The sequence below is a fragment of the Streptomyces sp. NPDC030838 genome (assembly GCF_055572035.1).
Genome location: NZ_JBVIED010000012.1, coordinates 60557 through 87490, shown reverse-complemented (window position 1 = coordinate 87490; position 26934 = coordinate 60557). Strand labels below are relative to the sequence as shown.

The following is a 26934-nucleotide window of genomic DNA, read 5'->3' as shown; positions in this document are numbered from 1 at the left end:
TTCCTCGCGCAAGCCGGGTCATGGTTGTGTTTCTCGTCAGCAGTGACGGGGAGCGATGACCTGGTCCGGAGTCCGGCGGCGAATGAGGGGTGGCTGCCCTACGGCTCGGCCAGCGGCTTTACGGGCCCACCCGGGTCGGCGATCAGGGGCGACCAGCTTCCGGCAGCAGGGGGAAGTCAGGGGCGGCAGCCACTCGGGCGGCCGTGACGGCCTCGGCACCGACGGGGACTCGGGGCACTGGGTCACCGCTGCAGGGATCGGTTCGGCGGTTGGCCCACCGCCTCGGGTGACTATCGCCACTGGTTGATCCCCATGACGAACAGCAGCACCTTGCCCGTGTCCGGCTCCAGAGCCTGACCGTCGCCGATCGTGCGCCGGAACCAGTCGAACTGCAGGTCGTGCAGGCGTCCCCGCATGCCCATGAAATCGGAGTTCGCGCCGAACCCGAAGTGGACGTCACCGACCACGTGCTGCCAGTTGGTGTGGGCTCAGGGTCCACACGATCAGCGTGGCGGACCGGCCGGCCCCGCGCATGGCGGTGAAGTTGTCGAGCGTGCCCTGGCCGAAGATGTCGTACCAGCCGCCGACCTGGAAGGTGGGCAGGTCTGCCTCGTCGTGACACCCCGCGACGCGGCAGGACCGCGCCCGGTCGGGCTCCCGCCGGGAACGCTCGTGGCCGAGCTCGGGCAGGTCGTGCCGGGCGAACGCGGGGAACATTCCGGCGGGCAACTCCCCGTAACCGGCGGTCGCGAGGCCGTCGAGTTCCTGCACGAGCCCGGTGATGCTGCTCACGAGCCCGTCGCGGTCGGTGCAGTGACGGCGCGTTAGGTGTCGGCGCCGTGCCTGAGGGACCAGGGAGCGATGATGCCGAGTTCGATCGCGCCGCCGCGCGTCCACAGTCCGTCGTCCGGATCCGACCATGTGATCATCGGTGTGATCGCCTTCAGCTCCGGCGGCTTCGAGAGCGCCGCCATCCACCGGGTGTTGCCGAAGTAGCTGCCGCCGATCATGCCGACGGAGCCGTTGGAGCCGGGCAGGGCAGCGGCCCACCCACTCCCCCCGGAGGGGGAACGCCGCGCCGCGCCGCCGCCACGCTGCCGCTGGGCCGGTAGACGTCCGCGCGGCAGCCCCGTGCCGTCACGCATCTGCGCCGGAACGTCGAAGTCGATGCGGATCTCCGCCATGTGCCGCCCCTGTGCCGGGTGCGGGCAGGATCAGCCGGCCAGCCGGTTGAGCTTGCGGATCTGCTTGTCGAAGACCCCGGCAGGCGCGAGGCGGCGCAGTGCGCTGGCACGTCCGGCCAGGGGGCCGGCGGTGTAGCGCAGCTTCGGCTTCGGGTCGGTCGCCGCCGCGACGATCACCCTGGCGACGACGGCGGGGTCGTCGCCGTCCTTGATCGCTGTTTGCATCATGCGGTCAAAGGTGCGCCGCTGGTCCGCGTAGACCTGCAGGGGCGTGTCGGGTCGCGGGCTGCTGGCCTCGAACCCGGTGCTGGTGTAGGCGGGTTCGACGAGAAGCGCGCGGACGCCGTGCCCGCGGATCTCATGGTCCAGGGACTCGGAGTACCCCTCGATCGCGTGCTTGGACGCGGCGTAGACGGCCATGTAAGGCGAAGGGAGGAAGCCGACCACGGAAGAGAGGTTGATGATGCGTCCGCGTCCACGGGCGCGCATGTGCGGCAGGACCGCCTGCACCATGCGCATCACGCCGAAGACGTTGACGTCGAAGACGTCCTGGGCCTGCGCGACCGAGTTCTCCTCGGCCGCCCCCATCAAGCCCACGCCGGCATTGTTGACCAGGACATCGATCCGCCCGAACCGGTCGACCACACGCTGGACCACGGCGGTGGCCGACGCGTCACTGGTCACGTCGAGGTCGAGGAAGGTCACGCCGTCGAGCGGGGTGACGCGGGAGGTGTCACGGCTTGTGCCGACCACGTCGAACCCCGCTTCGACCAGCGCGAGCGCGGCTGCCTTCCCGATGCCGGATGATGCACCCGTCACGAGTGCCACCGGCCGATGTGTGCTCATCATGGACTCCCGGACTCACTGAGAAACCGATCGGTTTCTACTACCGTAAACCGATCGGTTTCCGACTGCAAGTCCGGGGAGCACCCCGACCGGCACCCGGCGGGAATGGCGGCATGGGCAGGATCAGCGCACAGGAGAGACATCAGAGCGTCATCCGCGCGGCCATCGCCGAGTTCGCATTCATCGCAGCCTTGACGCGGAGCATGGAAGACCCCCGGCCGGCTTTCGAGCGCGCAGCCGAAGGGGTGGAGGGCGGCGAGCAGGCGCTCCACGCCATGGTGAACGCCTACGCGCGACTGGTCTCCGCGCACCCGGAAAAGCTGTTGATGCGGATGCAGGGATACGCCCTCGTGGCAGCCGCCGAGGCGCAGGGCGATGACCAGATCGGCGAGCTCGTCCGCGCCGGCTGGATGAGCCTTTGGGAAACCGTGCGCCTGCCGCTGGGCGCACATGCCGAGGAGGCCACGGCCTTCCTCGCGCACGGCATGCTCATCGACACCCTTACGGCCATCGGGCTTCCTCCCCGACTGCCGGGAAGCACAGCCGTGATCCGTCGGACCTGCTCCGACTGCCGGAGACAGGCGTCAGCCCTGAGAGCGCATCGGCCGCCGGGCCTGCCCGAAAAGGTGGTGCGTCAGCGCACGCCTGCCGCATCGAGCAGAGTGGCCACCGTGGGGGCGATGAGCCCGGTGAGGGTGTCGGCTCCGATCCCCGCGCGGGCGCTGGCGCCGTCGAAGACCAGGCTGAGCTGTCGGGCCAGCAGGTCGGGATCGCTCGCTCCGCCCTGTTCGGCCTCACCCCGGAAGAAGGCCGTCAGGTTTCCCTTGACGCGGTGGGCCACCCGGCTCGCGGGGTGGCTCTGGTCCTTGAGTTCGATCTGGACGGCCAGGTACTGACAGCCCCGGAACTCGGGCGCACCCGCCTGCAGTTCCACCTGTTCGAAGACGTGGAGGATCCGCTCGCGGGGTGAGCGGCCATCGTCCGCCGCGGGCAGCAGTGTCGCCACGAAGGCGGAAGCGCGTTGCTCCAGGCTCGCCGCCAGCAGTTCGTCCTTGCTCTCGAACAGCTGATACATGGACCGCTTCGACACCCCCGCCGCCTTGCACAGCGCCTCGATGCCGATGCCGACGCCGTCTCGGTAGGTGAGTGTGGCCGCCGCCTCCAGGAGTCGCTCTCGGGGACTTGCCTTCACTTCGGTGCTCATAGTGTGAGGTTAACTCGATTCCGGCGAAATATAAACCGATCGGTTTCCGCGGTAGGCCGGGAAAGGTACCGTCGCCGAGCCCTGATGGTGTGCGCGCCTGCCGTCCAGCAGGGCGACGCACACCGGGGCCACTGCGCACCGCAGCCCCGTTCGGGTGGGTCACGGGTCCGCTACGCCAGGGCGGCGGTCTTCCCGGGCTTCGTCTCGCCGGGGATGCGGTGTAGCCCCCTGCGGTCGTACCAGCCCGTCACGCCGAAGCCGAACAGCGCGGCCGCCACGAGGCCGACGGCCATCATCACCCAGCCCCGGGTCAGACCCGCGTCGGCCTGGGCGTCGTAGTAGAGGATCGAGCGGACGCCGCCGATGATCTGCCCCTGGCGCCTCGCCAACTGGCTCCCCGCACCGCAGCGGTCGCCCCGCACATCGGACGATACGCCCGCCATGCTGCGACGGGACCCGGTCCCGGGGACGCACCCTGCTCCCCCCGGCCCCTCCCGCATCAAGCTGCGGAATCCGTGAATCCGCCGATGATCGCTCCGTAGCCGATGTGGGCGAGGACGGTGACCACCGGCGTGCCGGGCCCGTAATTGCGCATGAGGAAGCCGGGCGGTTCCAGCAGCGCCACGTGTGGGGCGCTGGTCAGGGGGCTGCCCATGCGTGGGTGGACGAGCGGCAGCAGGAGGTTGACCAGTGCGGTACCGGCGAACAGGCCGTGGGCGAGCCCGAACAGGGCACCCAGCCACCAGCCCGCCTCGCCGATGGAGGTGAAGACGGCGAAGTAGACGAACGCGAAGATCTGCCCGTTGAGGAAGTGCATCAGGTAGCCGATGGCCTTGGCGCGGGCGCGGTTGGCGGTCACCGCTGTGCCCAGGAGGAACGGCAGATCCATGCGGGTCAGTCTCAGCTCGCTGGCGGCGCGCAGCGCGGTTGTCAGTGCGAGGGTGCCGACGAAGGCCCCTGCGGCGGTTCCCCACGCGTTCACCGTGCTGCGTCCTTGCTCGCGGCGGTGATGGCGCAGGCGGCGCTGATCAGTGCCAGGTGGCTGAGGCCCTGGGGCAGGTTTCCCAGGAAGTCGCCGGTGGCGGGGGCGATCTCCTCGCTGTAGAGGCCGACGTCGTTGGCCAGGCCGACCAGCTCGTCCATCAACTCGATGGCCTGCGGCAGGCGGCCGGTGCGGCCGAGGGATTCGGCGAGCCAGAAGGAGCAGGCGAGGAAGGCTCCTTCGCCGCCGGCGAGGCCGTCTTCCCCCGAGTACCGGTCCACGTAGGGGCCGTGCCGCAAGCGGCGGTCCAGCGTGCTGATCGTGGCGCGCATCCGGTGTTCACTGCCGCCGTATCCGTAGAGGTGGCCCAGCAGGACAGCGGCGTCCAGGTCCTCGGCGTCGGCGGCGCGTACGTAGCTGTTGCGGCCGGGTGAGAAGCAGCGGGACTCGATGAACTCTGTGATCTCGTCGCGTGCGGCGTGCCAGCGCTCGAGGTGCCGGTCGGGGATCAGGCCGCGTTCGGCGAGGTCGGCGGCGCGGTCGAGTGCCACCCAACACATCATTTTGGACTGGGTGAAGTGCCGGGGCGGGCTGCGGACCTCCCAGATGCCCGCGTCCGGTTGCTGCCAGGCCGTGCAGACGAGGTCGGCCAGCTCGGCGAGACGGCGGGCAACGTCGGCGTCGAGATGACCGGTCGCCAGCGCATACTGCCAGGCCGTCTGCATCAGCTCGCCATAGGTGTCCAGCTGAACCTGGCCCACGGCGGCGTTGCCGACGCGGACCGGCCCCGAGCCGCGGTAGCCGTCCCAGGGCAGGGTCTTCTCCGGGGCACGGTGCCCGCCGTCCAGCCGGTACAGCACCTTCAGCTCGGGGTGGGTGAGCTGGGAGGCGTGCATCAGCCACCAGAAGTAGGCCTGTGCCTCCGCCGGGCAGCCCAGCCGCAGGAACACGCCCAGAGTGAAGGCGGAGTCGCGCACCCAGGAAAAGCGGTAGTCCCAGTTGCGTTCTCCGCCGATCTCCTCCGGCAGCGAGGTCGTCACCGCCGCCGCGACCGCACCGGAAGGGGCGTAGACCAGCAGCTTCAGCGCCAGCAGGCTGCGCATCACCGCCTGATGCCACCGCCCGGTGTACGGGCGGTCGTGCGCCCAGCTCCGCCAGGCCGCACACGTGGCGTCCAGGCGGCCCTCGCATTCGGAGCGGGCCGGCAGGACGAGAGGCTCCTGATGGGCGAACGGCATCGCGATCAGCGCGCGTCGGCCCTGGCCGATTTCGAAGCTGCCGCTGATCGCCTTGTTGTGGCATGCGGGTTCGCCGGCATCCCAGGCGCAGACCGCCAGCGCGTCCCTTCCGGCTGTTGCCACCGGGAAACCCACGCGCCGGGCAAGCCTCGTCGGAGCGGTGCCGTAGGCGAAGCGGGGCTCGACGCTCCAGTGCAGCGGCACGGATCCGGACAGCCCGTCGATACGCCGCAGCAGCTCGCGCATCGGTGTGAGCGTCACGTCGTCATGCAAGGTGAGCGCGTCGATGACCCGGACCGTTCCACGGCCGGTGACGAAGGTCGTCTCCAGGACGTTGGTGCCGGGCAGGTAGCGGCGCTCGGTCCGGTAGGGCAGGGACGGTGCGAGCGTGAACCGGCCGCCGCGGGCGGCGTCCAGCACGGCGCCGAACACCGCCGGCGAGTCCAGGTCGGGCAGGCCCAGCCAGTCCACCGACCCGTCCCGGGCGACCAGCGCGGCGGTACGGCCGTCACCGATCACCGCGTACCCCCGCAGCGGAGCATAGCCACCAAGGCGCACGTCCCCGGCCGACGGGATCGGATCAGTGGCCTTTGCCGGAGAACCGCTGGTGGTTCCCATGAGACCACCTTCCCATCCACCCCGGCGTGCCGCCCGCGCGCCGGTTCTCCTACGGCCGGTATGCCACGGGGGCGAGGCGTCGGGCACGCGTGAGGTGGGTGAGCCCCGCCGGCGCTCACCCACCTCGTTGCCGTCTGTGCCCGCGTGGGAGCTGTCAGCGCGGCTGCCGCCTGCCGTGGTAGCGCTGAGCGAGCCGGGCCAGGGCCACCGCGCCGAGCAGCAGCCCGAAGTCGCGCAGCGCGATGTCGTAATGCCCGGGGATGGTCAGCAGGTTGACGATGATGCCGGCCAGCCATCCGGCCACCAGCCATCCCCCGAAGCGCGGAGCGAGGGCGACGACAAGGCCCGCGACGATCTCGATGACGCCGACCGCGTACATGGCCGCCTGGGCGCTGCCCGGGACGATGTCGTTGATCCACGGCGCGAGGTAGACGGGCCAGTCCACGAGCAGGTTCGTGAACTTGTCCAGCCCGAACAGGATCGGCGCCACGGTGAACCCCGTGCGCAGGATGACGAACGCCTGGTAGCCGGGGTCGGCGAGAGCGGCCCGCCGGGGGGCGGCGGGTGTGGAGGTTGTGGTTGGGGACGACATGACACCCACTCCTTCTATCGGCAACTCTCACTGACAATAGAAGCGCGCAAACCTTCTTTAGTCAATGGCTTTGGGTTTTACAATGGTGTTCGTGGACCGCCCGAAAGAAGCACCCCACCCCGACGTCTCCGCCGTCGCCGCGCTCGACGAGCCGACCCGCAGGAGGCTGTACGACCACGTCGTGCGCCAGCCGGGACCGGTCAGCCGCGACGAAGCCGCCGAGACTCTCGGCCTTGCCCGGAAGACCGCGGCCTTCCACCTGGACCGCCTGGCCGACGAATCACTGCTCGACGTCGTCTACGAGCGGCGCAGCGGACGCACCGGTCCGGGAGCCGGCCGGCCCGCCAAGCTCTACAAGCGCTCCACCAAGCAGATCACCGTCAGCCTGCCCGAGCGGCACTACGAACTGGCCGGACGGCTCCTCGCCCAGGCCATGGAGGAATCCGAGGCCACCGGCGAACCGGTACGGACCGTCCTGCACCGAAAGGCCCAAGAGCTGGGCACACAGATCGCCGGACAAAAGCCGGCGGGTGTCTTCGAGCTGCTGGAAGACAACGGGTTCGAACCACGCTACGACGGTGGGGCCATCGTCCTGGGCAACTGCCCCTTCCACGCGCTCGCCCGCGACCACCCCGAGACCGTGTGTGGCATGAATCTCCACCTGCTCCGCGGCATGCTGGAAGGACTCGACGAACAGACGCTCCAGGCGTGCCTGGCACCCAGCCCCGGCCACTGTTGCGTCCGCCTGCAGCCGGCTTCCTCACCACCCGCGAGCGTCGCGCGGCGCCCCTGAGACCTGCCGTCACCCGCCGGAGGCAGGGATGCGGCCACCCTGGTCACCGGCGTGCTGCAGGCGCTGGGGCGGCGTGGGGGGCTTGTTCCGCCACTACTGGGTGATCACCAAGCTGCTGATCACGGCGGCGGCCAGGGCACGCCATGGCACTCCTGCCGGTGCACATGCGGCCGGTCGGACACCTGGCCGACGCGGGGGCCGCGATCGTGGTCCTGCTGACGGCGGTCGGCCTGTTGTTCAAGCCGAGCGGAACGACCCGCTACGGGCTGCGGAAGCGCCGCACACAACAGCCGGCACTTGATGCAGGTGCCGTGATGGCCGCCGCCCTCCGCCCTGTCACCCCGGCCCCCGGCTGGTCGGCACCGTCCTGCCCGTCCACGACCGCGAAGGCGACAACCTCGCCAGCCACCGGGCCCTGGACAACGCCCGCCCCGCCCGCGACATCGACGAACTCGCAGACCAGGGACTCGCCGTCTACGCCCGCGGCATCCCCCCACCGAGTGGCATGCCCCGCCCGCCGAGCTGAACTGACAGCACATCAGGACGGGCGTCATCTGAGCGTCAGGACGCCTGGCGCCGTGCGGGCATGCAGAAAGCGGACGCATCGCACCATGCGCGAACAGCAAGTCAACGGCCGTTCGCGAGCACGACTACAGTGCACGTCGTGCACTTCGGGAAACAGGTCGAGCACATCCGGCCACGCCTGGGAAACCCGCGAGAACTCCAGGTCAGAGCCCCTTTGTAACGGGCTCCAAAATCGCCACGCACTCCACATGATGCGTCATCGGAAAAAGATCGAACACCCGCAGAGTCCGCACCCGATACCCCCCATCCCGGAAGTACGCGATATCCCGCGCCAACGCCGCCGGATCACACGCCACATACGCGATCCGCCGCGCCCCCAGCGACGCCAGATGCGCCACCGTCTTGCGGCCGGCGCCCGCGCGGGGCGGGTCGAGGACGATGAGGTCGACCTCCGTGATGCCCGTGCGCGGGAGCACCGACTCGACCTTGCCCTGTTCGATCCGGACGCGGGGGAAGTCGGCGAGGTTGTGCCGGGCGTCCTCCACCGCGCGCTTGCCCGACTCGATGCCGAGGACCGCGCCCTGTTCACCGAGGCGGTCGGCGAGGGCGCCGGCGAAGAGGCCGACGCCGCAGTACAGGTCCAGCGCCATCTCGCCCTTGCGGGGCAGCAGGCCCTGCATGACGGCGGTGACCAGGGTGTCGGCCGCCTTCGGGTGGACCTGCCAGAAGCCTCCGCTGCCGACCCGGTACGTACGGCCGTCCGCGCGCTCGCGGACGAAGGGGCGGCCGTGGACGCGGTGGACGCCGCCGTCCTTCTCCCCGACCCGCATCACGGAGACCGGGCGGTCGAGTTCGACGATCGGCAGGCGGGCGCCCGGCTTCGGGGTGAGGATGACCTGGCGGTCCTGGGAGCCGGTCGCCGCGATCGCCTCCACCGACTCCATGCCGGTCCAGTCACGCTTCTCGATGCCCAGCTCGCTGACGCCCTCGGCGGCGATCATGCAGTGGTCGATGCGCTCCACCTCGTGCGAGCGGTGCTTGCGCAGTCCCGCGTGGCCTTCGGAGTCGACGGCGTACTGGACGCGGGTCCGCCACTGCGGCACCTGGCCGGCGGGCAGCTTGTCGCCCTCGGCCGGCATCACCGTGCCGTCCCAGCCGGCCTCCTCGGGCGTGAGGCCCGCGAGCCGCTGCAGCTGCTCGGCGACGACCTCGCCCTTCATCCGGCGCTGGGCGCCCGGCTTGGCGTGCTGCCAGTCGCAGCCGCCGCAGCGGCCGGGACCGGCGAAGGGGCAGGGAGCCTCGATACGGTCCTTGGACGCCGAGAGGATCTCGACCGCGTCGGCCCGCAGGAAGCGCGCGCCCTCCTCGCCCTCGGTCACCCGCGCCACGACCCGCTCGCCGGGGAGCGCGTGCCGGACGAAGAGCACCTGGCCCTCGGCGGTCCGGGCGATGCAGTGGCCGCCGTGCGCGACGGGCCCGATCTCGACCTCGTACTCCGCGCCGACCAGCGACCCCGCCTGCGTGTTCTTCGGTTCTGCCTGCATGGCGGGGTGACTCCAGATCGGGAAGGGGGACGGCGGCCTGGGCGGCCTGTCCATGGCCGGACAACAGCCCACCAGTCTACGTCGTCCCCACCCCTGTCACTCCCGGACGCCGGTCTCCTTCGCCCGCTCCCCGGCGGAACCGGCGGGGCCACGCCGCACCGCACCCGGCGCGTTCCACTCCTGCCGCTTGCGGGCGCGCTTCTTCGCCACCTCGGAGGAGGCGAGCTGGTACGGCACCGAGGTCACCATCACACCGGGCGTGAACAGCAGCCGGCCCTTGAGCCGGAGCGCGCTCTGGTTGTGCAGCAGATGCTCGTACCAGTGGCCGACGACGTACTCGGGAATGATCACCGACACCGCGTCCCGCGGCGACTCCCGGCGCAGGCTCTTGACGTATTCGATGACCGGCCGGGTGATCTCGCGGTACGGCGAGTCCAGCACCTTCAGCGGTACGTCGATCCCGCGCCGCTCCCACTCGTCGCGCAGCGCCTTGGTCTCGGCCGGGTCCACGTTGACGCTCAGCGCCTCCAGGGTGTCCGAGCGCAGCAGCTTGGCGTAGGCCAGGGCGCGCAGGGCGGGCCGGTGGATCTTGGAGACCAGGACCACCGAGTGGACGCGGGACGGGCGGACGCTGTCGTCGCTGGGGCCCTCGGGGGCGGCGAGTTCCTTGGCGACGTGGTCGTAGTGGCGGCGGATCGAGGTCATCGTCACGTAGAAGATGACCATGCCGAGCAGTGCGACCCAGGCGCCGTGGCTGAACTTGGTGACGAGGACGACGACCAGCACCGTGAAGGTGAAGAAGGCGCCGAAGGCGTTGATCGCGCGGGAGCGGATCATGTGGCGGCGCTTGGCGGAGTCCGTCTCGGTGGCCAGGTGGCGGTTCCAGTGGCGGACCATGCCGGTCTGGCTGAGCGTGAAGGAGACGAAGACGCCGACGATGTACAGCTGGATCAGGCGGGTGGAGTCGGCCTCGTAGATCCACACCAGCAGCGCCGCCGCGCCGGCCAGCAGCACGATGCCGTTGGAGAAGGCGAGCCGGTCGCCGCGGGTGTGCAGCTGGCGGGGCAGGTAGCGGTCCTGCGCGAGGATCGAGCCGAGGACCGGGAAGCCGTTGTAGGCGGTGTTCGCGGCCAGGAACAGCACCAGCGCGGTGGCCGCGGCCAGCACGAGGAACAGGAAGCTGCCGGAGCCGAAGACGGCCTCGGCGACCTGGGAGATCACCGGGTGCTGGACGTAGTCCGGGCCGACCGGGACGCCGTTGTCGAGCAGGTCGTGCGCCGGGTTCTCGGCCATACGGACCTTGGAGATCATGGCCAGGCCGATGATTCCGCAGAACATGGTGACGGCCAGCAGGCCCATCAGCGCCAGCGTGGACGCCGCGTTCTTCGACTTGGGCTTGCGGAAGGCCGGGACGCCGTTGGAGATCGCCTCGACGCCGGTGAGGGCGGCACAGCCGGAGGAGAAGGCGCGCAGCAGCAGGAAGACCAGGGCGAAACCGGCCAGGCCCTCGTGCTCCGGCTTGATCTCGTATCCGGCCGTCGGCGCCCGCATGGTCTCGTCCAGCACCAGTCCGCGGAACGCACCCCACGCGATCATGATGAAGACGCCCGCGACGAAGACGTACGTCGGAATCGCGAAGAGCGAGCCGGACTCCTTCACGCCGCGCAGGTTCATCAGCGTCAGCAGCAGGATCACGGCCATCGCGCAGAACACCTTGTGCTCGACGACGAAGGGGATCGCGGAGCCGAGGTTCTCGATGCCGGAGGAGATGGAGACGGCGACGGTGAGGACGTAGTCGACGAGCAGGGCGCTGGCGACGGTGAGGCCGGCCTTGGGGCCGAGGTTGGTGGTCGCCACCTCGTAGTCGCCGCCACCGCTGGGGTAGGCGTGCACGTTCTGCCGGTAGGACGCGACGACGGTGAACATCAGGACGACGACCGCGAGCGCGATCCACGGGCTGAAGTGGTAGGCCGACACACCCGCGATGGACAGGACCAGCAGTACCTCCCCGGGCGCGTACGCCACGGAGGACAGCGGGTCGGAGGCGAAGACGGGGAGTGCGATGCGCTTGGGCAGGAGCGTTTCACCCAGCCGGTCGCTGCGCAGAGCGCGCCCGATCAGGATCCGTTTGGGCACGTCGGTCAGTTTGGACACAACAGAGGATCGTAAGCCTTCGAACAGGGGGCCGCCCACCTGCCACCCTCGATCTGCCCCCCGAGTGAAATCGGCGGGGGCTCGCCGCGTGTGCCACAACCCTCGGCGCCCACCATGCCTATATGACAAAACACCTTGTCGCCGCCCTTCCGGAGGACCCATGCCCACCGCCGCAGAGCTGATCGGCGCCACGGCCGCACTCGTCGGCCTCGGAATCCTCACCATTGTGAGCGTCTGGAGCATCAGCCGCCGCTGACCTCGACGCGAACCGTGCACGGGGGTGCCGTCCACGGACCGCGCGTGTGTAGCTTGGTCGGCGGTCTGAGACCCTGTTAAAGCCAGGTCAGCAACTCTTGACATCGGAAGGACGGTCGTGCACATCGTCATCATGGGCTGCGGCAGAGTGGGTTCCGCTCTCGCCCAGACCTTGGAGCAACAGGGGCACACGGTCGCCGTGATCGACCAGGACCCCACCGCCTTCCGACGCCTGGGCTCCTCGTTCGGCGGCCGCCGGGTCACCGGGGTCGGCTTCGACCAGGACACCCTGCGCGAGGCGGGCATCGAAGAGGCCGGCGCCTTCGCCGCCGTCTCCAGCGGCGACAACTCCAACATCATCGCCGCGCGGGTGGCCCGCGAGATGTTCGGAGTGGAGAACGTCGCGGCCCGCATCTACGACCCCCGGCGCGCCGAGGTCTACCAGCGCCTGGGCATCCCGACCGTGGCCACGGTCCGCTGGACGGCGGACCAGATGCTGCGCCGGCTGCTGCCGTCCGGCTCGGAGCCGCTGTGGCGCGACCCCACGGGCGGCGTCCAGCTGGCCGAGGTGCACGCCTCCACCGCCTGGGTCGGTCACAAGATCAGCAAGCTTCAGGAGGAGACGGGCGTCCGGGTGGCGTTCCTGACCCGGCTCGGCGAAGCCATCCTGCCCACCTCGCAGACGGTGTTGCAGGAGGGTGACCTGGTGCACGTGATGATGCGCTCGGACGAGGTCGAGAAGGTCGAGGCGGCGTTCGCCGAGGGTCCCGAGAAGGAGGGCGGTCACTGATGAGGGTCGCCATTGCCGGTGCCGGCGCGGTGGGCCGCTCGATCGCGGGCGAGCTGCTGGAGAACGGCCACGAGGTCCTGCTGATCGACAAGGCGCCGACCGCGATCTCGGTCGAGCGTGTGCCACAGGCGGAGTGGCTGCTCGCCGACGCCTGTGAGATCACGTCCCTGGACGAGGCGGCGCTGCAGCGCTGCAACGTCGTCATCGCCGCCACGGGCGACGACAAGGTGAACCTGGTCGTCTCCCTGCTGGCGAAGACGGAGTACGGCGTTCCGCGCGTCGTCGCCCGGGTGAACAACCCCAAGAACGAGTGGCTCTTCAACGAGGCCTGGGGCGTGGACGTCGCCGTCTCCACGCCGCGCCTGATGTCGGCCCTGGTCGAGGAGGCGGTGAGCGTCGGCGACCTGGTCCGGCTGCTGCGCTTCAGCCACGGCGACGCCAACCTCGTCGAGCTGACCCTGCCGGAGGAGTCGGCCCTGGCCGGCACCCAGGTCGGCGACGTGGAGTGGCCCGAGGACACCTCGCTGGTCACCATCATCCGCGGCACCCGCGTCCTCACCCCCACCCAGGAGGACTCCCTGGAGGCGGGCGACGAGCTGCTCTTCGTCGCCGCGCAGGCGCGCGAGGAACAGCTGGAGGACCTGCTGTCGGTGCGCCGGGAGGACGCGGCGGGCTGACGGCCGTAGGCGATACGACGAGGCCGTAGGCCGTCCGCCGAGTACGCAGGCGATACGCCGAGAGAGGGCGCCCGGAGATCTCCGGGCGCCCTCTCTCGGCGCTGGTCACCGCTCGGCGCCGGGCGCCTACTCGGCGGAGGCCGACTTCCCCGCCGCCTCCCGCTCCTTGGCGGCAGCCTCTTCCGCCTCCATCTCGGCGAAGACATCGATCGGCGGCGGCGCCTTCGCCAGGAAGACCCAGGTCAGCCACACGGCCAGCAGGAAGGGCGGGATCTTCAGCGTGACCAGCACCCAGCCGAGCTGGGTGGTGTCGGCCCACCAGTACAGCGGGAAGAGGATCGCGCACTTGGCGAGCAGGATGAGCCCCCACGCCCAGCTGGCCTTGGTGTACGCCTTCTTGCGCCCGGGGTTGCGGGTGCGCCAGGAGAGGTTCTCCTTGAACACCGGCCCGAGGATCAGCCCGATCAGCGGCACACCGGCCATCGCCGTGATGATGTACGCCAGCGCGAGGCCCAGCGTGTAGAGCATGCCGGGCAGATAGAAGTCCTTGGCGTTGCCGGTCATCATCGCGAAGACGACACCGAAGGCCACGCCGAACACACCGCTGAACGCGTGCTTGACGGTGTCCCGCATGACCAGGCGCACCACCACCAGCAACAGGGACACACCCAGCGCGGCGATCGCCGAGAGGTGCAGGTCCTTGTTGATGGTGTAGATCGTGACGAAGAGCAGTCCGGGGAGCACTGTCTCGACCGTGCCCCGCACACCGCCGAACGCCTCGAAGAGCGCGGCCTCCGTCACCGCCCTCGAATCCTTAGGGGCGTCTTCGGTCGGCTTGTCGAGCGACGTCACCGGCTACTCCCGTCCGAGGGGTCTCAGTTCGTACTTCGGATTGAACAGCACCCGTCGGCCCCGGCTCATCGAGACCCGGCCCGACGCGATCAGCTTGCGCCCCGGTTCAATGCCCGTGATGGACCGCCTGCCGAGCCACACCACGTCCAGCGCGGCGGAGCCGTCGAACAGTTCGGCCTCCAGGGCCGGGACTCCCGCGCGCGGGCGCAGGGTGACCGTGCGCAAGGTACCAGTAACGGTGACGATCTGCCGGTCGTGGCAGTCACCTATGCGCGTGCAGCCGGCAGTGGCGGCGTCTTCCCGCAGCTCCTCGGACTCCAGGTCCTCCTGCGACGAGGAGAGCCGGTCGAGCATGCGCCGGAACCGGCCCACCGGCTTTTCGGAACGAGGAACAGCACTCATGCTTGCAGCGTACCGGGGCCCACCGACACAGTCGTAGCCCCTGCTCGTTTCTCGGAGCCCCGGCCGCCGGTCACTTCGCTCACTTCTCGAACCGGTATCCCATCCCGGGCTCGGTGACGAAGTGCCTCGGGCGGGACGGGTCCGCCTCCAGTTTCCGCCGCAGCTGCGCCATGTACACCCGCAGATAGTTGGTCTCCGTGCCGTAGGACGGCCCCCACACCTCCTGGAGCAACTGCTTCTGGCCGACCAGCCGGCCGCTGTTGCGCACCAGCACCTCCAGCAGATGCCATTCGGTGGGGGTGAGCCGTACGTCCTTCCCGTCGCGGTTGACCTTCTTGGCGGCCAGGTCGACGGTGAACGCCTCGGTCTCCACCACCGCGTCGCCCTCGCCGGCCCCGACGGGCTCGGCCCGGCGGACGGCGGCGCGCAGCCGGGCCAGCAGCTCGTCCATGCCGAACGGCTTGGTGACGTAGTCGTCGGCGCCCGCGTCCAGGGCCTCGACCTTCTCGTCGGAGGTGTGCCGCGCGGACAGCACGATGACCGGCACCCGGGTCCAGCCGCGCAGCCCCCTGATCACGTCGACGCCGTCCATGTCGGGCAGCCCGAGGTCGAGCAGGACCACGTCGGGGTGGCGCGCGGCGGCGAGTTCCAGGGCGCCGGCCCCGTCGTGGGCCGCGTCGACCTCGTACTTGCGCGCCTTGAGGTTGATCACGAGCGCGCGCACGATCTGCGGCTCGTCGTCGACCACGAGCACCCTCGTGGGCGTCCGGGGTGCCGCCCCTGCTGGGCTCACCATGAGACCTGCCTTTCCGGTTCTGCGGGGGGTTCGGCGGCGGGGGGCGGCCCGGGGCGCGTGCCTGCCGCGCGGAGGGCGAGGACCATGGTGAGGCCGCCGCCGGGGGTGTCCTCGGCGTGGAGAGTGCCGCCCATGGCCTCGGCGAAGCCGCGGGCGACCGCGAGGCCGAGCCCGACCCCGGCACCGCGCGGGGCGTCGCCGTGGCGCTGGAAGGGGGCGAAGATCCGCTCCTTGGCCTCGTCGGGCACCCCGGGCCCGCGGTCGACGATCCGCAGCTCGACGCGGTCGGCGATGGCGCTCGCCGAGACCAGCACGGGCGTACCGTCCGGGCTGTACTTCACGGCGTTCTCGACCAGGTTCGCCACCGACCGCTCCAGCAGGCCGGCGTCGACGGCGACGATGGGCAGCGTCTCCGGGATGTCCAGCTCCACGCTGCCCTCGGGGACGCCGCCCAGTGCCATCGGGACCACCTCGTCGAGGTCGGTGTCGCGGATGATCGGCGTGACCGTGCCGGTCTGCAGCCGGGACATGTCCAGGAGGTTGCCGACCAGGTGGTCGAGCCGGTCGGCGCCCTCCTCGATGCCCGCCAGCAGCTCCGCGCGGTCCTCCTCGGACCATTCGACGTCGTCGGACCGCAACGAGGACACGGCCGCCTTGATGCCGGCCAGCGGGGTCCGCAGATCGTGGCTCACGGCGGCCAGCAGCGCGGTGCGGATGCGGTTGCCCTCGGCGAGCCCGCGGGCCCGGTCGGCCTCCTCCTGGAGCCGTCTGCGGTCCAGGACGACGGCGGCCTGGGCGGCGAACGCGGCCAGCACCCGCCGGTCCTCGGCGGGCAGCACCCGGCCGGTCAGCGCGAGCGCCATGTGGTCGCCGACCGGCATGTCCACATCGGCGTCCTCCGGCCGGCCCACGGGTCCGCCGGGGCCGACCCGGCCGACGCAGGTCCACGGGTCGACATCGCTCTTGCGCTCGAGGAGCACGGCGGACTCCATGCCGAAGGTCTCGCGGACCCGTTCCAGCAGCGCCTCCAGGCTGGTCTCGCCGCGCAGCACGTTGCCGGCGAGGAAGGACAGGATCTCGGACTCGGCGCGCAGCCGGGCCGCCTGGTGGGTGCGCCGGGCCGCGAGATCGACCACCGAGGCCACGGACACCGCGACGCCGACGAAGATCACGAGCGCGACGATGTTCTTCGGGTCGCTGATGGTCAGCCGGTGCAGCGGCGGGGTGTAGAAGTAGTTCAGCAGGAACGAGCCGAAGGCCGCCGAGACAAGCGCCGGGTAGAGCCCGCCGAGCAGCGCCGCCGCCACCGTCACCGCCAGGAACAGCAGCATGTCGTTGGCGAGGCCGAGGTGGACGGCGTTCAGCAGCAGCGCCAGCAGCGCCGGACCGGCCAGCCCGACCAGCCAGCCCCAGACGATCCGGGCCCGCCCGAGTCGCGCCCCGCGCGGCACCGGCAGCCCGCGCCCCCTGGCCACCTCCTCGTGGGTGACGATGTGCACGTCGAGGTCGGGGCCGGAGTCCCGGGCGACCGTCGCGCCGACGCCGGGTCCGAAGACGTACTGCCAGCCCCTGCGCCGCGACGAGCCCAGCACGATCTGGGTGGCGTTCACGCCGCGCGCGAACTCCAGCAGCGCCGCCGGTATGTCGTCGCCGACCACGTGGTGGAACGTTCCGCCCAGGTCCTCGACCAGGGTTCGCTGCACCGCCAGTTCCTTCGGCGAGGCCGCGGTCAGGCCATCGCTGCGCGCTATGTAGACGGCGAGGACCTCGCCGCCGGCCCCCTTCTCCGCCAGCCGGGCCGCCCGCCGGATCAAGGTCCGCCCCTCCGGACCGCCGGTCAGCCCGACCACGATCCGCTCCCGGGAGCCCCAGATCGCCGACACGTGGTGCTCGCTGCGGTACTGCTTCAGGTAGGCGTCGACCCGGTCCGCCACCCACAGCAGCGCCAGCTCGCGCAGGGCGGTGAGGTTGCCCGGGCGGAAGTAGTTCGACAGCGCGGCGTCGACCTTGTCCGGCTGGTAGATGTTCCCGTGCGCCATCCGCCGGCGCAGCGCCTCGGGCGACATGTCGACCAGCTCGATCTGGTCCGCCCGCCGCACCACCTCATCCGGCACCGTCTCCTGCTGCCGTACCCCGGTGATCGACTCGACGACGTCGCCCAGTGACTCCAGGTGCTGGATGTTGACGGTGGAGACCACGTCGATGCCGGCCGCCAGCAGCTCCTCCACGTCCTGCCACCGCTTGGCGTTGCGCGAGCCCGGCACATTCGTGTGCGCCAGCTCGTCCACCAGGGCCACCCGCGGACGGCGGGCCAGCACCGCGTCCAGGTCCATCTCGCCGAACACGCCGCCGCGGTACTCCAGCTCCCGCCGCGGGATCTGCTCCAGCCCGTGCAGCATCACCTCGGTGCGCGGCCGCCCGTGACACTCCACGAAGGCCACCACGCAGTCCGTACCCCGCTCCACGCGGCGGTGCGCCTCGGCCAGCATCGCGTACGTCTTGCCGACACCCGGTGCCGCACCGAGATAGATCCGAAGCCTGCCGCGCGCCATGCCCTCATCGTCTTCCGGTCACTTCCACCACGCAGCGTCGACCTTACGGCCGACAATCCCCACAAAGCGCCCCGGGTGCGATCCTCGGCCCACTCTTTGACGCAACCCTGACGCGTGGGCACGCGCCGCGGTGCGCACGGCAAAGGGCCGTACCCTCGCGGGATACGGCCCCTCTCGCGCTCTCGCGTCCGGCCTCAGCGGACCTCGGTGATCTCCGGGCCCCGCTGGAGCTGCCCCATGCCGCCGGAGAAGCGGGAGCTGCTCTGGTCCTCCTGCTGGACGCCCTCGGGGACCATCTGCGCGTCGTTCGGGAGCTTCAGGACGATCGGGTCGCGGGGCGCCATCGGGCCCTCGCCGCGGACCACGACCGTGTCACGGAAGATCTGCTCCAGCAGCCCGGCCGCCTGCGGCTGGACCGCGCCCTGGCCGGAGATCACACCGCGCAGGAACCAGCGGGGACCGTCCACACCCACGAACCGCACGACCTGGAAGCCGCCGGTGCCGTCCGGCAGCTGCACCGGCACCTGGGCGCGCAGCTCCCAGCCCAGCGGACCCTCGACCTCGTCGACGATGCCGCCCTGCTGGGTGATGCCGGCCGCGATCTCCTCGCGCACCTCGCCCCAGATGCCCTCACGCTTGGGAGCCGCGAAGGCCTGCAGCTGGATGGCGCTGTCGCGCAGCACGACGGTCGCCGCGACGATCGCGTCGCCCGCGACCTCGACCCGCAGCTCCATGCCGTCGACGCCCGGCACGAACAGACCACCCAGGTCCACCCGGCCCTCGGCCGGGTCCCGGACCTCACTGCTGTCCCAGGGGCCGTCGGGCCGGGGTTCCGGCTCCAGCCGTACCCGCTCCCGCGGTCCCTCGTCCGACTTGGTCTCGACGCTGTCGACGACCTGCTCGGCCTCGCCGGCCGCGTCCTCGGCGGCACCCTTCTTCTTGCGACGTCCGAACACGTCACTGTCCTTCCCGGTCGGATACGACCGAAGCGTATCGATACCCACCCGTCGTGCCGCCCATGGCGGCCTGACCGCTTGTGCCGCTCCCGTCGTCCACCGCGGCGTGGCCGCCGGTGGAACCGAAGCCCCCCTCGGCCCGCACGGAGTCGGGAAGCTCCGCCACCTCCTGGAAGCGAACCCTCTCGACCTGCTGGACGACCAGTTGGGCAATCCGGTCGAAGCGCTCGAACCGCACGGACTCGCGCGGGTCGAGATTCACCACGATCACCTTGATCTCCCCACGGTACCCGGCATCAACCGTCCCCGGGGCATTCACGAGGGCTACACCGCACCGGGCGGCGAGCCCCGAACGCGGGTGCACGAAGGCCGCGTACCCCTCAGGGAGCGCGATCGACACCCCCGTGGGCAGCACGGCCCGTTCGCCGGGCGCCAGCTCGCATGCCTCGGTGGTGCGCAGATCCGCCCCCGCGTCGCCGGGGTGCGCGTACGCCGGCAGCGGTACGTCGGGGTCGACGCGCCGGATCAGGACGTTCAGCGGTTCACGGCTCACGGGTTCACCTCGAAGGCGCGGGCCCGCCGGATCTGGTCGGGGTCGCTCATGGCGGCCTGGATCTCTTCCTCCCGGCCGTGGTTGACGAAGTGCTCGACCTTGACCTCGATGAAGAGCGCGTCGGCGCGCACGGCGACCGGCCCGTCGGGGCCGCCCACACGTCCGGTGGCGGTGGAGTAGATCTTCCGCCCGGCCACCGCGGTCACCTCGGCCTCCAGGTGGAGCGTGGTCCCCACCGGCACGGGCCGCACGAAGTCGGTCTCCAGCCGGCCGGTCACGGCGATGGTGCGCAGCAGCCAGTTCAGCGAGCCCAGCGTCTCGTCCAGCGCCGTGGCCAGGACCCCGCCGTGCGCGAGGCCGGGAGCGCCCTGGTGTTCGGGGCGGACCGTGAACTCGGCAGTGATCGACACGCCTTCGCCCGCCCGCGCCTCCAGGTGCAGGCCGTGCGGCTGCTCGCCGCCGCAGCCGAAACACTGGCCGTAGTGCGCGCCGAGGAGCTCGCCGGGTGCGGGCGCGTCGGGGTGCCGCACCGGTTGCCCGGCGTCGGCGGGAGGCTGAAGAGCTGCGGATGTACCACTCACAGGCGCAGACCTTACCCGCGCGTCGGCCCGCCGCGGACACCGTGCCAAGCTTGGTTCCATGCAGCTCTCCGCCACCTCGTACGACGAACGCCTCACCGCCCCCCGCTCCTGGTGGCTGATCAGCTTCCTCGTGGGGCTCTCGATGGCCCTGATCCTGCTGCCCTTCGGCATCCTGCCGATGCTGGGTGGCCTGGCCGGCGGTACGGCGGTGGCGGCGGTCGCGGCCAGTGCGTACGGCTCGCTGCGCATCCGTGTGGTGAACGGTTCGCTGATCGCCGGCGAGGCGAGGATCCCGGTGACGGCGCTGGGCGAGGCACAGGTCCTGGAGCCGGAGGAGGCCCGGGCCTGGCGGACGTACAAGGCCGACACCCGTGCCTTCCTGCTGCTGCGCGCCTACATCCCGACGGCGCTGCGGGTGGAGGTCACGGATCCGGAGGACCCGACGCCGTACCTGTACCTGTCGACGCGGGAGCCGGAGCGGCTGGCGGCGGCCATCGAGGCGGCCAGGACGGCCGCGGCCTCCTGAAGGGCGGGCCCGTCCGTCAGCGGCCCGGCTCTCTGAACTTCCCGGGGTCGAACTCCTTGGGGTCCTGCCCCACCGGCAGCGGCTCGGCCGGCTGTTCCAGCGGCGGCAGTCCGGCCAGCGCGTCCCACGGCACCTGCGACTTGCGCAGGTCGGCCCGGATCCGCGCGGCGAGCTTGCGGGTGTCGCGGCGGTTCATGACCGCGCCGACCGCCGCGCCCACCATGAACGGCATCAGGTTCGGCAGATTCCGGACCATGCGCTTCATGATCTGCTGGCGCAGTTCGCGCTTCATCTGACCGCCGAGCGCGGCGTTGACCGTGGTCGGCTTCAGCGGGTCGATCCCGCGCTCCTCCGACCATGACCTCAGATAGGCGCTGCTGCGCTCCTTGAGGGTGCCGGGCGGCCGTACGCCGTACACCTCGTGCAGTTCGGCGATGAGCTTGAGCTCGATCGCGGCGACGCCGGTGACCTCGGCGGCCAGCTCCGTCGGCATCGCGGGCGGGACGGGCAGCATCGCGGCGGCTCCCACGCCCGCTCCGACGGTCGCGGAGGCCTTCGAGGCGCCCGCCACGAGCTTGTCGGCGAGTTCTTCGGGCCCGAGGCCGGGGAACTGCCGGCGTAGCGTCGCCAGGTCCCGCACGGGGATCCGCGGCGCCATCTCGATGAGCCGGTCGGCGAGATATCCGAGACCCGCGCGGGCGCGCTCTCCGCCCTTGCGAGCCCCTTCCCTGGCCAGCTCCCGGGCCCTGTCCCGGAACGCCGCAGCGCGGCGCCTGGCGACGGGCGCGGGGCTCTGCGCCGGCACCGGGAGGCCGTCCCGGTCGCCGGCCGGTTCGAGCGAGGCCGACCCCGCAGGGACGTGCCCCATGCCGGATGAGCCTCGCTCGTCGTCACGCGCGCCATGGGGGCCGTCGGACGGCCCCGTGTCCGCTCCCCGGCCGGGGAAGCGGCGCTTCCAGGGTGGGGTCGAGCCAGTCACGGCCGACCCCGCCTCAGTCGCAGTCGCGGCAGATCGGCTGACCGTTCTTCTCGCGGGCCAGCTGGCTGCGGTGGTGCACCAGGAAGCAGCTCATGCAGGTGAACTCGTCCTGCTGCTTCGGCAGCACACGGACCGCCAGTTCCTCGTTCGAGAGGTCGGCGCCGGGCAGCTCGAGGCCCTCGGCGGCCTCGAACTCGTCGACGTCGACGGCCGAGGCGGACTTGTCGTTCCGCCGAGCCTTCAGCTCTTCGAGGCTGTCCGAGTCGACGTCGTCGTCGGTCTTGCGTGGAGTGTCGTAATCGGTTGCCATGGTCGCTCTCCCCCTCCGGGTGTCTGCGGTGTCTCCAGCGCACGTAACGCGTGAGAGGCCGGACTTGTGCCCGACCCGAGGCGGAGATTTTGCCTCACATCAAGGTCTGTTACTCAATCGACACCCAACCGGACCCCTCACGAGTGATCGGGTTGGATGGCGATCGGGACCGTACACGGTCCGAATGTCGCACTTCAAAGGCGTCTCACCGTGTACTTCCCGTGATCAAGCCACTGGAAAACCCGGATTTTCCCGGCTTTCCGGCGGTCCGAATGATCACGGAGAGTAGATGGCCTGAAAATCGCCTTTGTGATCGATCACACATGGGACACCCGGACGGGTGCCCCGAAAATTCCGCGCAAAGCGAACATTCCCCGGGTGTGTCGGCCCATGATCTCAGAGCGGCAGGGTGACCCGCATGACGAGCCCCCCTCCCTCGCGCGGCTGGGCCGCGATATGCCCCCCGTGCGCCCGGGCCACGGACCGCGCGATGGACAGGCCGAGGCCCACGCCCTTGTCGCTGCCGGTGCGCTCGGTGCGCAGCCGCCGGAACGGCTCGAAGAGGTTGTCGATCTCGTACGCCGGCACCAGCGGGCCGGTGTTGGAGACCACCAGCACCGCCTGGCCGTGCTGGGTCTCGGTGGTGACCTCGACCCAGCCGCCCTCGGGCACGTTGTACCGGACCGCGTTCTGGACCAGGTTCAGGGCGATCCGCTCCAGCAGGACGCCGTTGCCCTGGACCACCGCCGGCTCCCGCTTGCCGCGTATCTCCACGCCCTTGGCCTCGGCCTCGGCGTGCACCTGGTCGAGGGCCTGCGAGGCCACCTCCGCGAGGTCCACCGGCTTGCGCTCGACGATCTGGTTGTCGCTGCGGGCGAGCAGCAGCAGGCCCTCCACCAGCTGCTCGCTGCGCTCGTTGGTGGCCAGCAGCGTCTTGCCGAGCTGCTGGAGCTCCACCGGCGCGTTCGGGTCGGACAGATGCACTTCCAGCAGCGTGCGGTTGATCGCCAGCGGGGTGCGCAGCTCGTGCGAGGCGTTGCCGACGAACCGCTGCTGGGCGGTGAAGGCCCGCTGGAGCCGCTCCAGCATGTCGTCGAAGGTGTCGGCCAGCTCCTTGAGCTCGTCGTCCGGGCCGTCCAGCTCGATCCGGCGGGACAGGTCCGAGCCGGCCACCGCGCGCGCGGTCCGGGTGATCCGGCCGAGCGGCGAGAGCACGCGGCCGGCCATCGCGTAGCCGAAGGCGAAGGCGATCACGGCGAGGCCGAGCAGGGCGAGCAGGGAGCGGCTGAGCAGGTCGTCCAGGGCGTGCCGGCGCTGCTCGTTCACACAGGCGTTCATCGCGTCGTTGAACGTGCTGGGCGAGGCCTGGTCCGGGAGGTTGCAGATCTCGCTTGTGACCTTCCCCTCCACGATCCGGAAGGGGAGGTCGCTGCCCACGTTCAGCGCCTGGGCCGCCAGCAGATAGATGATCGACAGCAGCAGGATGCCGGCGATCAGGAACATGCCGCCGTACAGCAGCGTGAGCCGTATCCGGATGGTCGGGCGCAGCCACGGGAAGGGCGGCTCCGGCTTGCGCGGGTCCCAGGTGGGCTTGGGCGGCGCCGCTGGGGGCGCGGGGGTGGCGGCCACGGGATCAGATCCGATAGCCGGAGCCGGGCACGGTGACGATGACGGGCGGCTCGCCCAGCTTGCGGCGCAGGGTCATGACGGTCACGCGCACCACGTTGGTGAACGGGTCGGTGTTCTCGTCCCAGGCCTTCTCCAGCAGCTGCTCGGCGGAGACGACGGCGCCCTCGCTGCGCATCAGCACCTCCAGGACGGCGAACTCCTTGGGCGCGAGCTGCACCTCCTTGCCGTCGCGGAAGACCTCGCGGCGGTTGGGGTCCAGCTTGATCCCGGCGCGCTCCAGGACCGGCGGCAGCGGCACGCTGGTGCGCCGGCCGAGGGCGCGCACGCGGGCGATCAGCTCGCTGAACGCGAAGGGCTTGGGCAGGTAGTCGTCGGCGCCGATCTCGAGGCCCTCGACACGGTCGCTGACGTCGCCGGAGGCCGTGAGCATCAGCACGCGCGTGGGCATGCCGAGCTCGACGATCTTGCGGCAGACGTCGTCGCCGTGCACGAGCGGGAGGTCGCGGTCGAGGACGACCACGTCGTAGTCGTTGACGCCGATGCGTTCCAGGGCGGCCGCACCGTCGTACACGACGTCGACGGCCATGGCCTCCCGGCGCAGCCCGGTGGCCACCGCATCGGCGAGCAGCTGCTCGTCCTCGACGACGAGTACGCGCACGTCGCTTGTCCTTCCTGTGTCCACCCGCGTAGCGCCGATGGGCGCGCGCGGGCGGGGTCTGGGTGGGTGTGTTGACCTCCATCCTGCCCTTTTCGGCCATAAGTCGGCGGTAAGCCGGTGAGAGGGGGCCCGCTCCAGGGCCCGGGGAACGGTGCGGCGACACCCCGGCGAACGGTCGGCGGCGGCCCGGTGAGAACGCGCCTCGCGCCCCGGGAATGCGAGATTTTCTCCGTCGGTTGAGGTTTCCGCGGAAGGGAGCGGGGGGAGGACGGTTTACACCCCGCGATCACGCTCTGCTTGTGCCGCAGCACCATGCGGTACGCCGCGGTCCGCTTGACGCAGAGTGGGCGTGGGTGTCCGGCGCCGTCGCCGCCCAGCAGGGCAGCGCTGGGCACTCATGGGAGACGTGATCGCCCCTTCCGAACGGCACACCCCCGTGCCACCGACCCACGACCCAGGACGAGGGGGCGCAGCATGGACGCATTCACCGCAGGACTTCTGCAGCGCATAAAGGCGACCGAGTCCGACCTGACGCGGGCTCGTGACGAGGGCGACGACTTCCTCGTCGAGGTGGAGCAGGGCGAGCTCGACGACCTGCGCCGCCTCGCCGCCGAACATGGCGTGGAAGTCGGCGCGTACGGCGTCTGACCGGCACACGTGCGAGGCGGGCCCCGGCGAATCCATCGCCGGGGCCCGCCTCGTCGTCGTAGGACGTCAGTCGTGCCAGGCGCCGAAGTCCTCCAGGAGCCGCTGGAGGGGCTCGAAGACGCCCGGGGTACCCGCGACCGTCAGCTCCCGTGACGGGCGCTCTCCGGGCCGTCCACCGGTCAGCGCGCCCGCCTCCCGGGCGATCAGGTCCCCGGCGGCGAGGTCCCACGGGTGCAGCCCGCGCTCGTAGTAGCCGTCGAGGCGGCCCGCGGCGACGTCGCACAGGTCGACCGCGGCCGAGCCACTGCGCCGGATGTCGCGCAGCCGCGGGATCAGCCGCTGGGCGATGTCGGCCTGGCGGGCGCGGACCTCGGCGACGTAGTTGAAGCCGGTGGAGACCAGCGCCTGGTCCAGCGGCGGCGCCGGGCGGCAGCGCAGCTCCCGCTCGCCGTCCCAGGAGCCGGTGGCGTGCGCGCCGCGGCCGCGGACGGCGCTGTAGGTCTCGCCGCGCATCGGCGCCAGGACGACGCCGACGACGGTCTCGCCGTCCTGCTCCGCCGCGATGGAGACGGCCCAGGTGGGCAGCCCGTAGAGGTAGTTCACGGTGCCGTCGAGCGGGTCGATCACCCAGCGGATGCCGCTGGTGCCCTCGGTCGAGGCGCCCTCCTCGCCGAGGAAGCCGTCGTCGGGGCGGCGCTCGGCGAGGAAGCCGGTGATCAGCTTCTCCGCGGCGATGTCCATCTCCGTCACCACGTCGATGGGGCTCGACTTGGTGGCGGCCACCCCGAGGTCGGCCGGGCGGCCGTCGCGCAGCAGCTCGCCGGCCCGGCGGGCGGCCTCCTGGGCGAGCGCGAGCAGGTCCGTGTGCAGGGGGTCGGTCACGGTGGTCCTCACGCGTAGGGGCTGTCGGCGCCCGCGGCGGCGGGGCGGGGGGCACGGGCCGGGCAGCAGCCGACCGGGCACAGGTTGTGGCTGGGGCCGAGCGCCCCGAGGGCGCAGGGCGTCACCCGCTGCCCGCGCTCGGTGGCGGCGCGCTCCAGGATCAGGTCGCGGATCGCGGCGGCGAACCGCGGGTCGGCGCCGACGGTGGCCGAGCGGCGCACCGGCAGGCCCAGCTCCTCGGCCTTGGCCTTGGCCTCGGTGTCGAGGTCGTACAGGACCTCCATGTGGTCGGAGACGAACCCGATGGGGGCCATCACGACGGCCGGGACGCCGGCGGCGTGCCGCTCCTCCAGGTGGTCGCAGATGTCGGGCTCGAGCCACGGGATGTGCGGGGCGCCGGAGCGGGACTGATAGACGAGCTGCCAGGGGTGGTCGACCCCGGTGCGCTCGCGGACGGCGTCGGCGATCAGCCGGGCGACGTCCAGGTGCTGCCTGACGTAGGCGCCGCCGTCGCCGTGCTCCTCGACCGGGCCGGAGGTGTCGGCCGCGGAGTTCGGGATGGAGTGGGTGGTGAAGGCGATGTGGGCGCCGTCGCGGACCTCCTCGGGGAGGTCGGCGAGGGAGCGCAGCACGCCGTCGATCATGGGCTCGACGAAGCCCAGGTGGTTGAAGTAGTGCCGCAGCTTGTCGATCTTCGGCAGCTCCAGGCCCTCGGCCTCCAGGGTGGCGAGCGCGTCGGCGAGGTTCTCGCGGTACTGCCGGCAGCCGGAGTAGGAGGCGTAGGCGCTGGTGGCGAGGACCAGGACGCGGCGGCGGCCGTCGCGGACCATCTCGCGCAGGGTGTCCGTGAGGTACGGCGCCCAGTTGCGGTTGCCCCAGTAGACCGGCAGGTTCAGGCCGTGGTCGGCGAAGTCCTTGTGCAGGGCGTCCAGCAGGGCGCGGTTCTGGTCGTTGATCGGGCTGACCCCGCCGAACAGGAAGTAGTGCTGCCCGACTTCCTTCAGTCGTTCCTTGGGGATGCCGCGCCCACGCGTCACGTTCTCCAGGAACGGAACCACGTCGTCCGGCCCTTCCGGGCCGCCGAAGGAGAGCAGGAGCAGGGCGTCGTAGGGGGTGGGATCGAGCGCGTCTGGCATGGGGTCGATCCTGCCACCCGCCACTGACAGCGCGGCAACGGCGGGGTGGCGGGCGCGGTGGGGGCTGGTCCG

General features: G+C 71.1%; 29 protein-coding genes and 1 pseudogene. 5 read left to right on the top strand and 25 right to left on the bottom strand.

Annotated features, from left to right (window positions below; genetic code table 11):
- Positions 1-290: 290 nt before the first annotated feature.
- The 10 genes and pseudogenes from ACZ42A_RS27540 to ACZ42A_RS27495 form a co-directional block, all read right to left on the bottom strand.
- Complete coding sequence (locus tag ACZ42A_RS27540) at positions 291-467, bottom strand: hypothetical protein (RefSeq protein ID WP_468529958.1); 177 nt, start codon at positions 465-467, stop codon at positions 291-293.
- The gene (locus ACZ42A_RS27535; protein WP_468529957.1) at positions 457-792 is read right to left on the bottom strand and encodes a hypothetical protein; all 336 of its coding nucleotides are present in this window, start codon (positions 790-792) and stop codon (positions 457-459) included. Before ACZ42A_RS27535 ends, ACZ42A_RS27540 begins: the two co-directional genes overlap by 11 nt.
- 32 nt (positions 793-824) lie before the next feature.
- Positions 825-1184 carry a CocE/NonD family hydrolase gene (locus ACZ42A_RS27530; RefSeq protein WP_468529956.1) on the bottom strand — a complete coding sequence of 120 codons (360 nt, stop codon included), beginning with the start codon at positions 1182-1184 and terminating at the stop codon, positions 825-827.
- Positions 1185-1214: 30 nt separating this feature from the next.
- The gene (locus ACZ42A_RS27525; RefSeq protein WP_468529955.1) at positions 1215-2030 is read right to left on the bottom strand and encodes an oxidoreductase; all 816 of its coding nucleotides are present in this window, start codon (positions 2028-2030) and stop codon (positions 1215-1217) included.
- The gene (locus ACZ42A_RS27520) at positions 2030-2512 is read right to left on the bottom strand and encodes a hypothetical protein (protein WP_468529954.1); all 483 of its coding nucleotides are present in this window, start codon (positions 2510-2512) and stop codon (positions 2030-2032) included. Before ACZ42A_RS27520 ends, ACZ42A_RS27525 begins: the two co-directional genes overlap by 1 nt.
- 152 nt (positions 2513-2664) lie before the next feature.
- The gene (locus tag ACZ42A_RS27515; protein WP_468529953.1) at positions 2665-3234 is read right to left on the bottom strand and encodes a TetR/AcrR family transcriptional regulator; all 570 of its coding nucleotides are present in this window, start codon (positions 3232-3234) and stop codon (positions 2665-2667) included.
- 170 nt (positions 3235-3404) lie between these two features.
- A pseudogene (locus ACZ42A_RS27510) lies at positions 3405-3605 on the bottom strand (ABC transporter); the annotation flags it as partial.
- Positions 3606-3733: 128 nt separating this feature from the next.
- Positions 3734-4216 (bottom strand): hypothetical protein, encoded by a 483-nt coding sequence (locus ACZ42A_RS27505; protein ID WP_468529952.1) that lies wholly within the window; start codon positions 4214-4216, stop codon positions 3734-3736.
- A complete protein-coding gene (locus tag ACZ42A_RS27500; RefSeq protein ID WP_468529951.1) occupies positions 4213-6072 on the bottom strand; it encodes a glycoside hydrolase family 15 protein in 1860 nt (619 codons plus the stop codon). The genes ACZ42A_RS27505 and ACZ42A_RS27500 overlap by 4 nt, the downstream gene beginning before the upstream one ends.
- A gap of 154 nt (positions 6073-6226) precedes the next feature.
- Entirely contained in the window at positions 6227-6664 is a 438-nt protein-coding gene (locus ACZ42A_RS27495; protein WP_468529950.1) for a hypothetical protein, read from the bottom strand.
- Positions 6665-6749: 85 nt separating this feature from the next.
- Between ACZ42A_RS27495 and ACZ42A_RS27490 the strand changes: the two genes are divergently transcribed.
- Entirely contained in the window at positions 6750-7457 is a 708-nt protein-coding gene (locus ACZ42A_RS27490; RefSeq protein ID WP_468530100.1) for a helix-turn-helix transcriptional regulator, read from the top strand.
- A gap of 728 nt (positions 7458-8185) precedes the next feature.
- Here ACZ42A_RS27490 and ACZ42A_RS27485 read toward each other — a convergent pair.
- Together ACZ42A_RS27485 and ACZ42A_RS27480 are read right to left on the bottom strand one after the other, a co-directional pair.
- Positions 8186-9526, bottom strand: coding sequence for a class I SAM-dependent RNA methyltransferase (locus ACZ42A_RS27485; RefSeq protein ID WP_468529949.1), 1341 nt, complete (start codon positions 9524-9526; stop codon positions 8186-8188).
- A gap of 96 nt (positions 9527-9622) precedes the next feature.
- Positions 9623-11680, bottom strand: coding sequence for an APC family permease (locus ACZ42A_RS27480; protein ID WP_468529948.1), 2058 nt, complete (start codon positions 11678-11680; stop codon positions 9623-9625).
- 373 nt (positions 11681-12053) lie between these two features.
- Between ACZ42A_RS27480 and ACZ42A_RS27475 the strand changes: the two genes are divergently transcribed.
- Both ACZ42A_RS27475 and ACZ42A_RS27470 read left to right on the top strand, forming a co-directional pair.
- Complete coding sequence (locus tag ACZ42A_RS27475; RefSeq protein ID WP_468529947.1) at positions 12054-12725, top strand: potassium channel family protein; 672 nt, start codon at positions 12054-12056, stop codon at positions 12723-12725.
- On the top strand, positions 12725-13402 hold the full coding sequence (locus ACZ42A_RS27470; protein WP_468529946.1) for a potassium channel family protein: 678 nt from the start codon (positions 12725-12727) through the stop codon (positions 13400-13402). Before ACZ42A_RS27475 ends, ACZ42A_RS27470 begins: the two co-directional genes overlap by 1 nt.
- A gap of 126 nt (positions 13403-13528) precedes the next feature.
- On the opposite strand, the gene ACZ42A_RS27465 is transcribed toward ACZ42A_RS27470, so the two are convergent.
- The 7 genes from ACZ42A_RS27465 to ACZ42A_RS27435 all read right to left on the bottom strand — a co-directional run bounded on the left by ACZ42A_RS27465 (position 13529) and on the right by ACZ42A_RS27435 (position 20094).
- Positions 13529-14254 (bottom strand): DUF3159 domain-containing protein, encoded by a 726-nt coding sequence (locus ACZ42A_RS27465; protein ID WP_468529945.1) that lies wholly within the window; start codon positions 14252-14254, stop codon positions 13529-13531.
- A gap of 3 nt (positions 14255-14257) precedes the next feature.
- Positions 14258-14656: an OB-fold nucleic acid binding domain-containing protein gene (locus ACZ42A_RS27460; protein WP_086741644.1), complete on the bottom strand. Its 399-nt coding sequence runs from the start codon at positions 14654-14656 to the stop codon at positions 14258-14260.
- 79 nt (positions 14657-14735) lie between these two features.
- On the bottom strand, positions 14736-15452 hold the full coding sequence (locus ACZ42A_RS27455; protein ID WP_468529944.1) for a response regulator: 717 nt from the start codon (positions 15450-15452) through the stop codon (positions 14736-14738).
- Complete coding sequence (locus ACZ42A_RS27450; RefSeq protein WP_468529943.1) at positions 15446-18004, bottom strand: DUF4118 domain-containing protein; 2559 nt, start codon at positions 18002-18004, stop codon at positions 15446-15448. Before ACZ42A_RS27450 ends, ACZ42A_RS27455 begins: the two co-directional genes overlap by 7 nt.
- A 194-nt stretch (positions 18005-18198) precedes the next feature.
- The gene (locus tag ACZ42A_RS27445) at positions 18199-18960 is read right to left on the bottom strand and encodes a DUF3710 domain-containing protein (RefSeq protein ID WP_468529942.1); all 762 of its coding nucleotides are present in this window, start codon (positions 18958-18960) and stop codon (positions 18199-18201) included.
- Position 18961: 1 nt separating this feature from the next.
- Complete coding sequence (gene dut / locus ACZ42A_RS27440; protein ID WP_468529941.1) at positions 18962-19513, bottom strand: dUTP diphosphatase; 552 nt, start codon at positions 19511-19513, stop codon at positions 18962-18964.
- Positions 19510-20094, bottom strand: coding sequence for a PaaI family thioesterase (locus ACZ42A_RS27435; protein WP_468529940.1), 585 nt, complete (start codon positions 20092-20094; stop codon positions 19510-19512). Before ACZ42A_RS27435 ends, dut begins: the two co-directional genes overlap by 4 nt.
- A 58-nt stretch (positions 20095-20152) precedes the next feature.
- On the opposite strand from ACZ42A_RS27435, the gene ACZ42A_RS27430 reads away from it, so the two are divergent.
- On the top strand, positions 20153-20620 hold the full coding sequence (locus ACZ42A_RS27430; protein WP_468529939.1) for a DUF3093 domain-containing protein: 468 nt from the start codon (positions 20153-20155) through the stop codon (positions 20618-20620).
- A 16-nt stretch (positions 20621-20636) separates the two neighbouring features.
- Here the strand turns inward: ACZ42A_RS27430 and ACZ42A_RS27425 are convergent, their stop codons facing one another.
- From ACZ42A_RS27425 to ACZ42A_RS27410, 4 genes are all read right to left on the bottom strand, one after another.
- On the bottom strand, positions 20637-21599 hold the full coding sequence (locus tag ACZ42A_RS27425) for a hypothetical protein (protein WP_468529938.1): 963 nt from the start codon (positions 21597-21599) through the stop codon (positions 20637-20639).
- 13 nt (positions 21600-21612) lie between these two features.
- Positions 21613-21909, bottom strand: a complete 297-nt coding sequence (locus tag ACZ42A_RS27420) for a DUF4193 domain-containing protein (RefSeq protein WP_003993510.1) — start codon at positions 21907-21909, stop codon at positions 21613-21615.
- Positions 21910-22305: 396 nt separating this feature from the next.
- Positions 22306-23538: a sensor histidine kinase gene (locus tag ACZ42A_RS27415; RefSeq protein WP_468529937.1), complete on the bottom strand. Its 1233-nt coding sequence runs from the start codon at positions 23536-23538 to the stop codon at positions 22306-22308.
- Positions 23539-23542: 4 nt separating this feature from the next.
- Complete coding sequence (locus ACZ42A_RS27410) at positions 23543-24196, bottom strand: response regulator transcription factor (RefSeq protein WP_003993508.1); 654 nt, start codon at positions 24194-24196, stop codon at positions 23543-23545.
- 474 nt (positions 24197-24670) lie between these two features.
- Here ACZ42A_RS27410 and ACZ42A_RS27405 point away from each other — a divergent pair, with 474 nt between their 5' ends.
- Positions 24671-24844 carry a hypothetical protein gene (locus ACZ42A_RS27405; RefSeq protein ID WP_468529936.1) on the top strand — a complete coding sequence of 58 codons (174 nt, stop codon included), beginning with the start codon at positions 24671-24673 and terminating at the stop codon, positions 24842-24844.
- Positions 24845-24910: 66 nt separating this feature from the next.
- Here the strand turns inward: ACZ42A_RS27405 and ACZ42A_RS27400 are convergent, their stop codons facing one another.
- Together ACZ42A_RS27400 and ACZ42A_RS27395 are read right to left on the bottom strand one after the other, a co-directional pair.
- Positions 24911-25726: an inositol monophosphatase family protein gene (locus tag ACZ42A_RS27400; RefSeq protein WP_468529935.1), complete on the bottom strand. Its 816-nt coding sequence runs from the start codon at positions 25724-25726 to the stop codon at positions 24911-24913.
- A gap of 8 nt (positions 25727-25734) precedes the next feature.
- On the bottom strand, positions 25735-26862 hold the full coding sequence (locus tag ACZ42A_RS27395) for a ferrochelatase (protein ID WP_468529934.1): 1128 nt from the start codon (positions 26860-26862) through the stop codon (positions 25735-25737).
- Between the last annotated feature and the right edge of the window lie 72 nt (positions 26863-26934).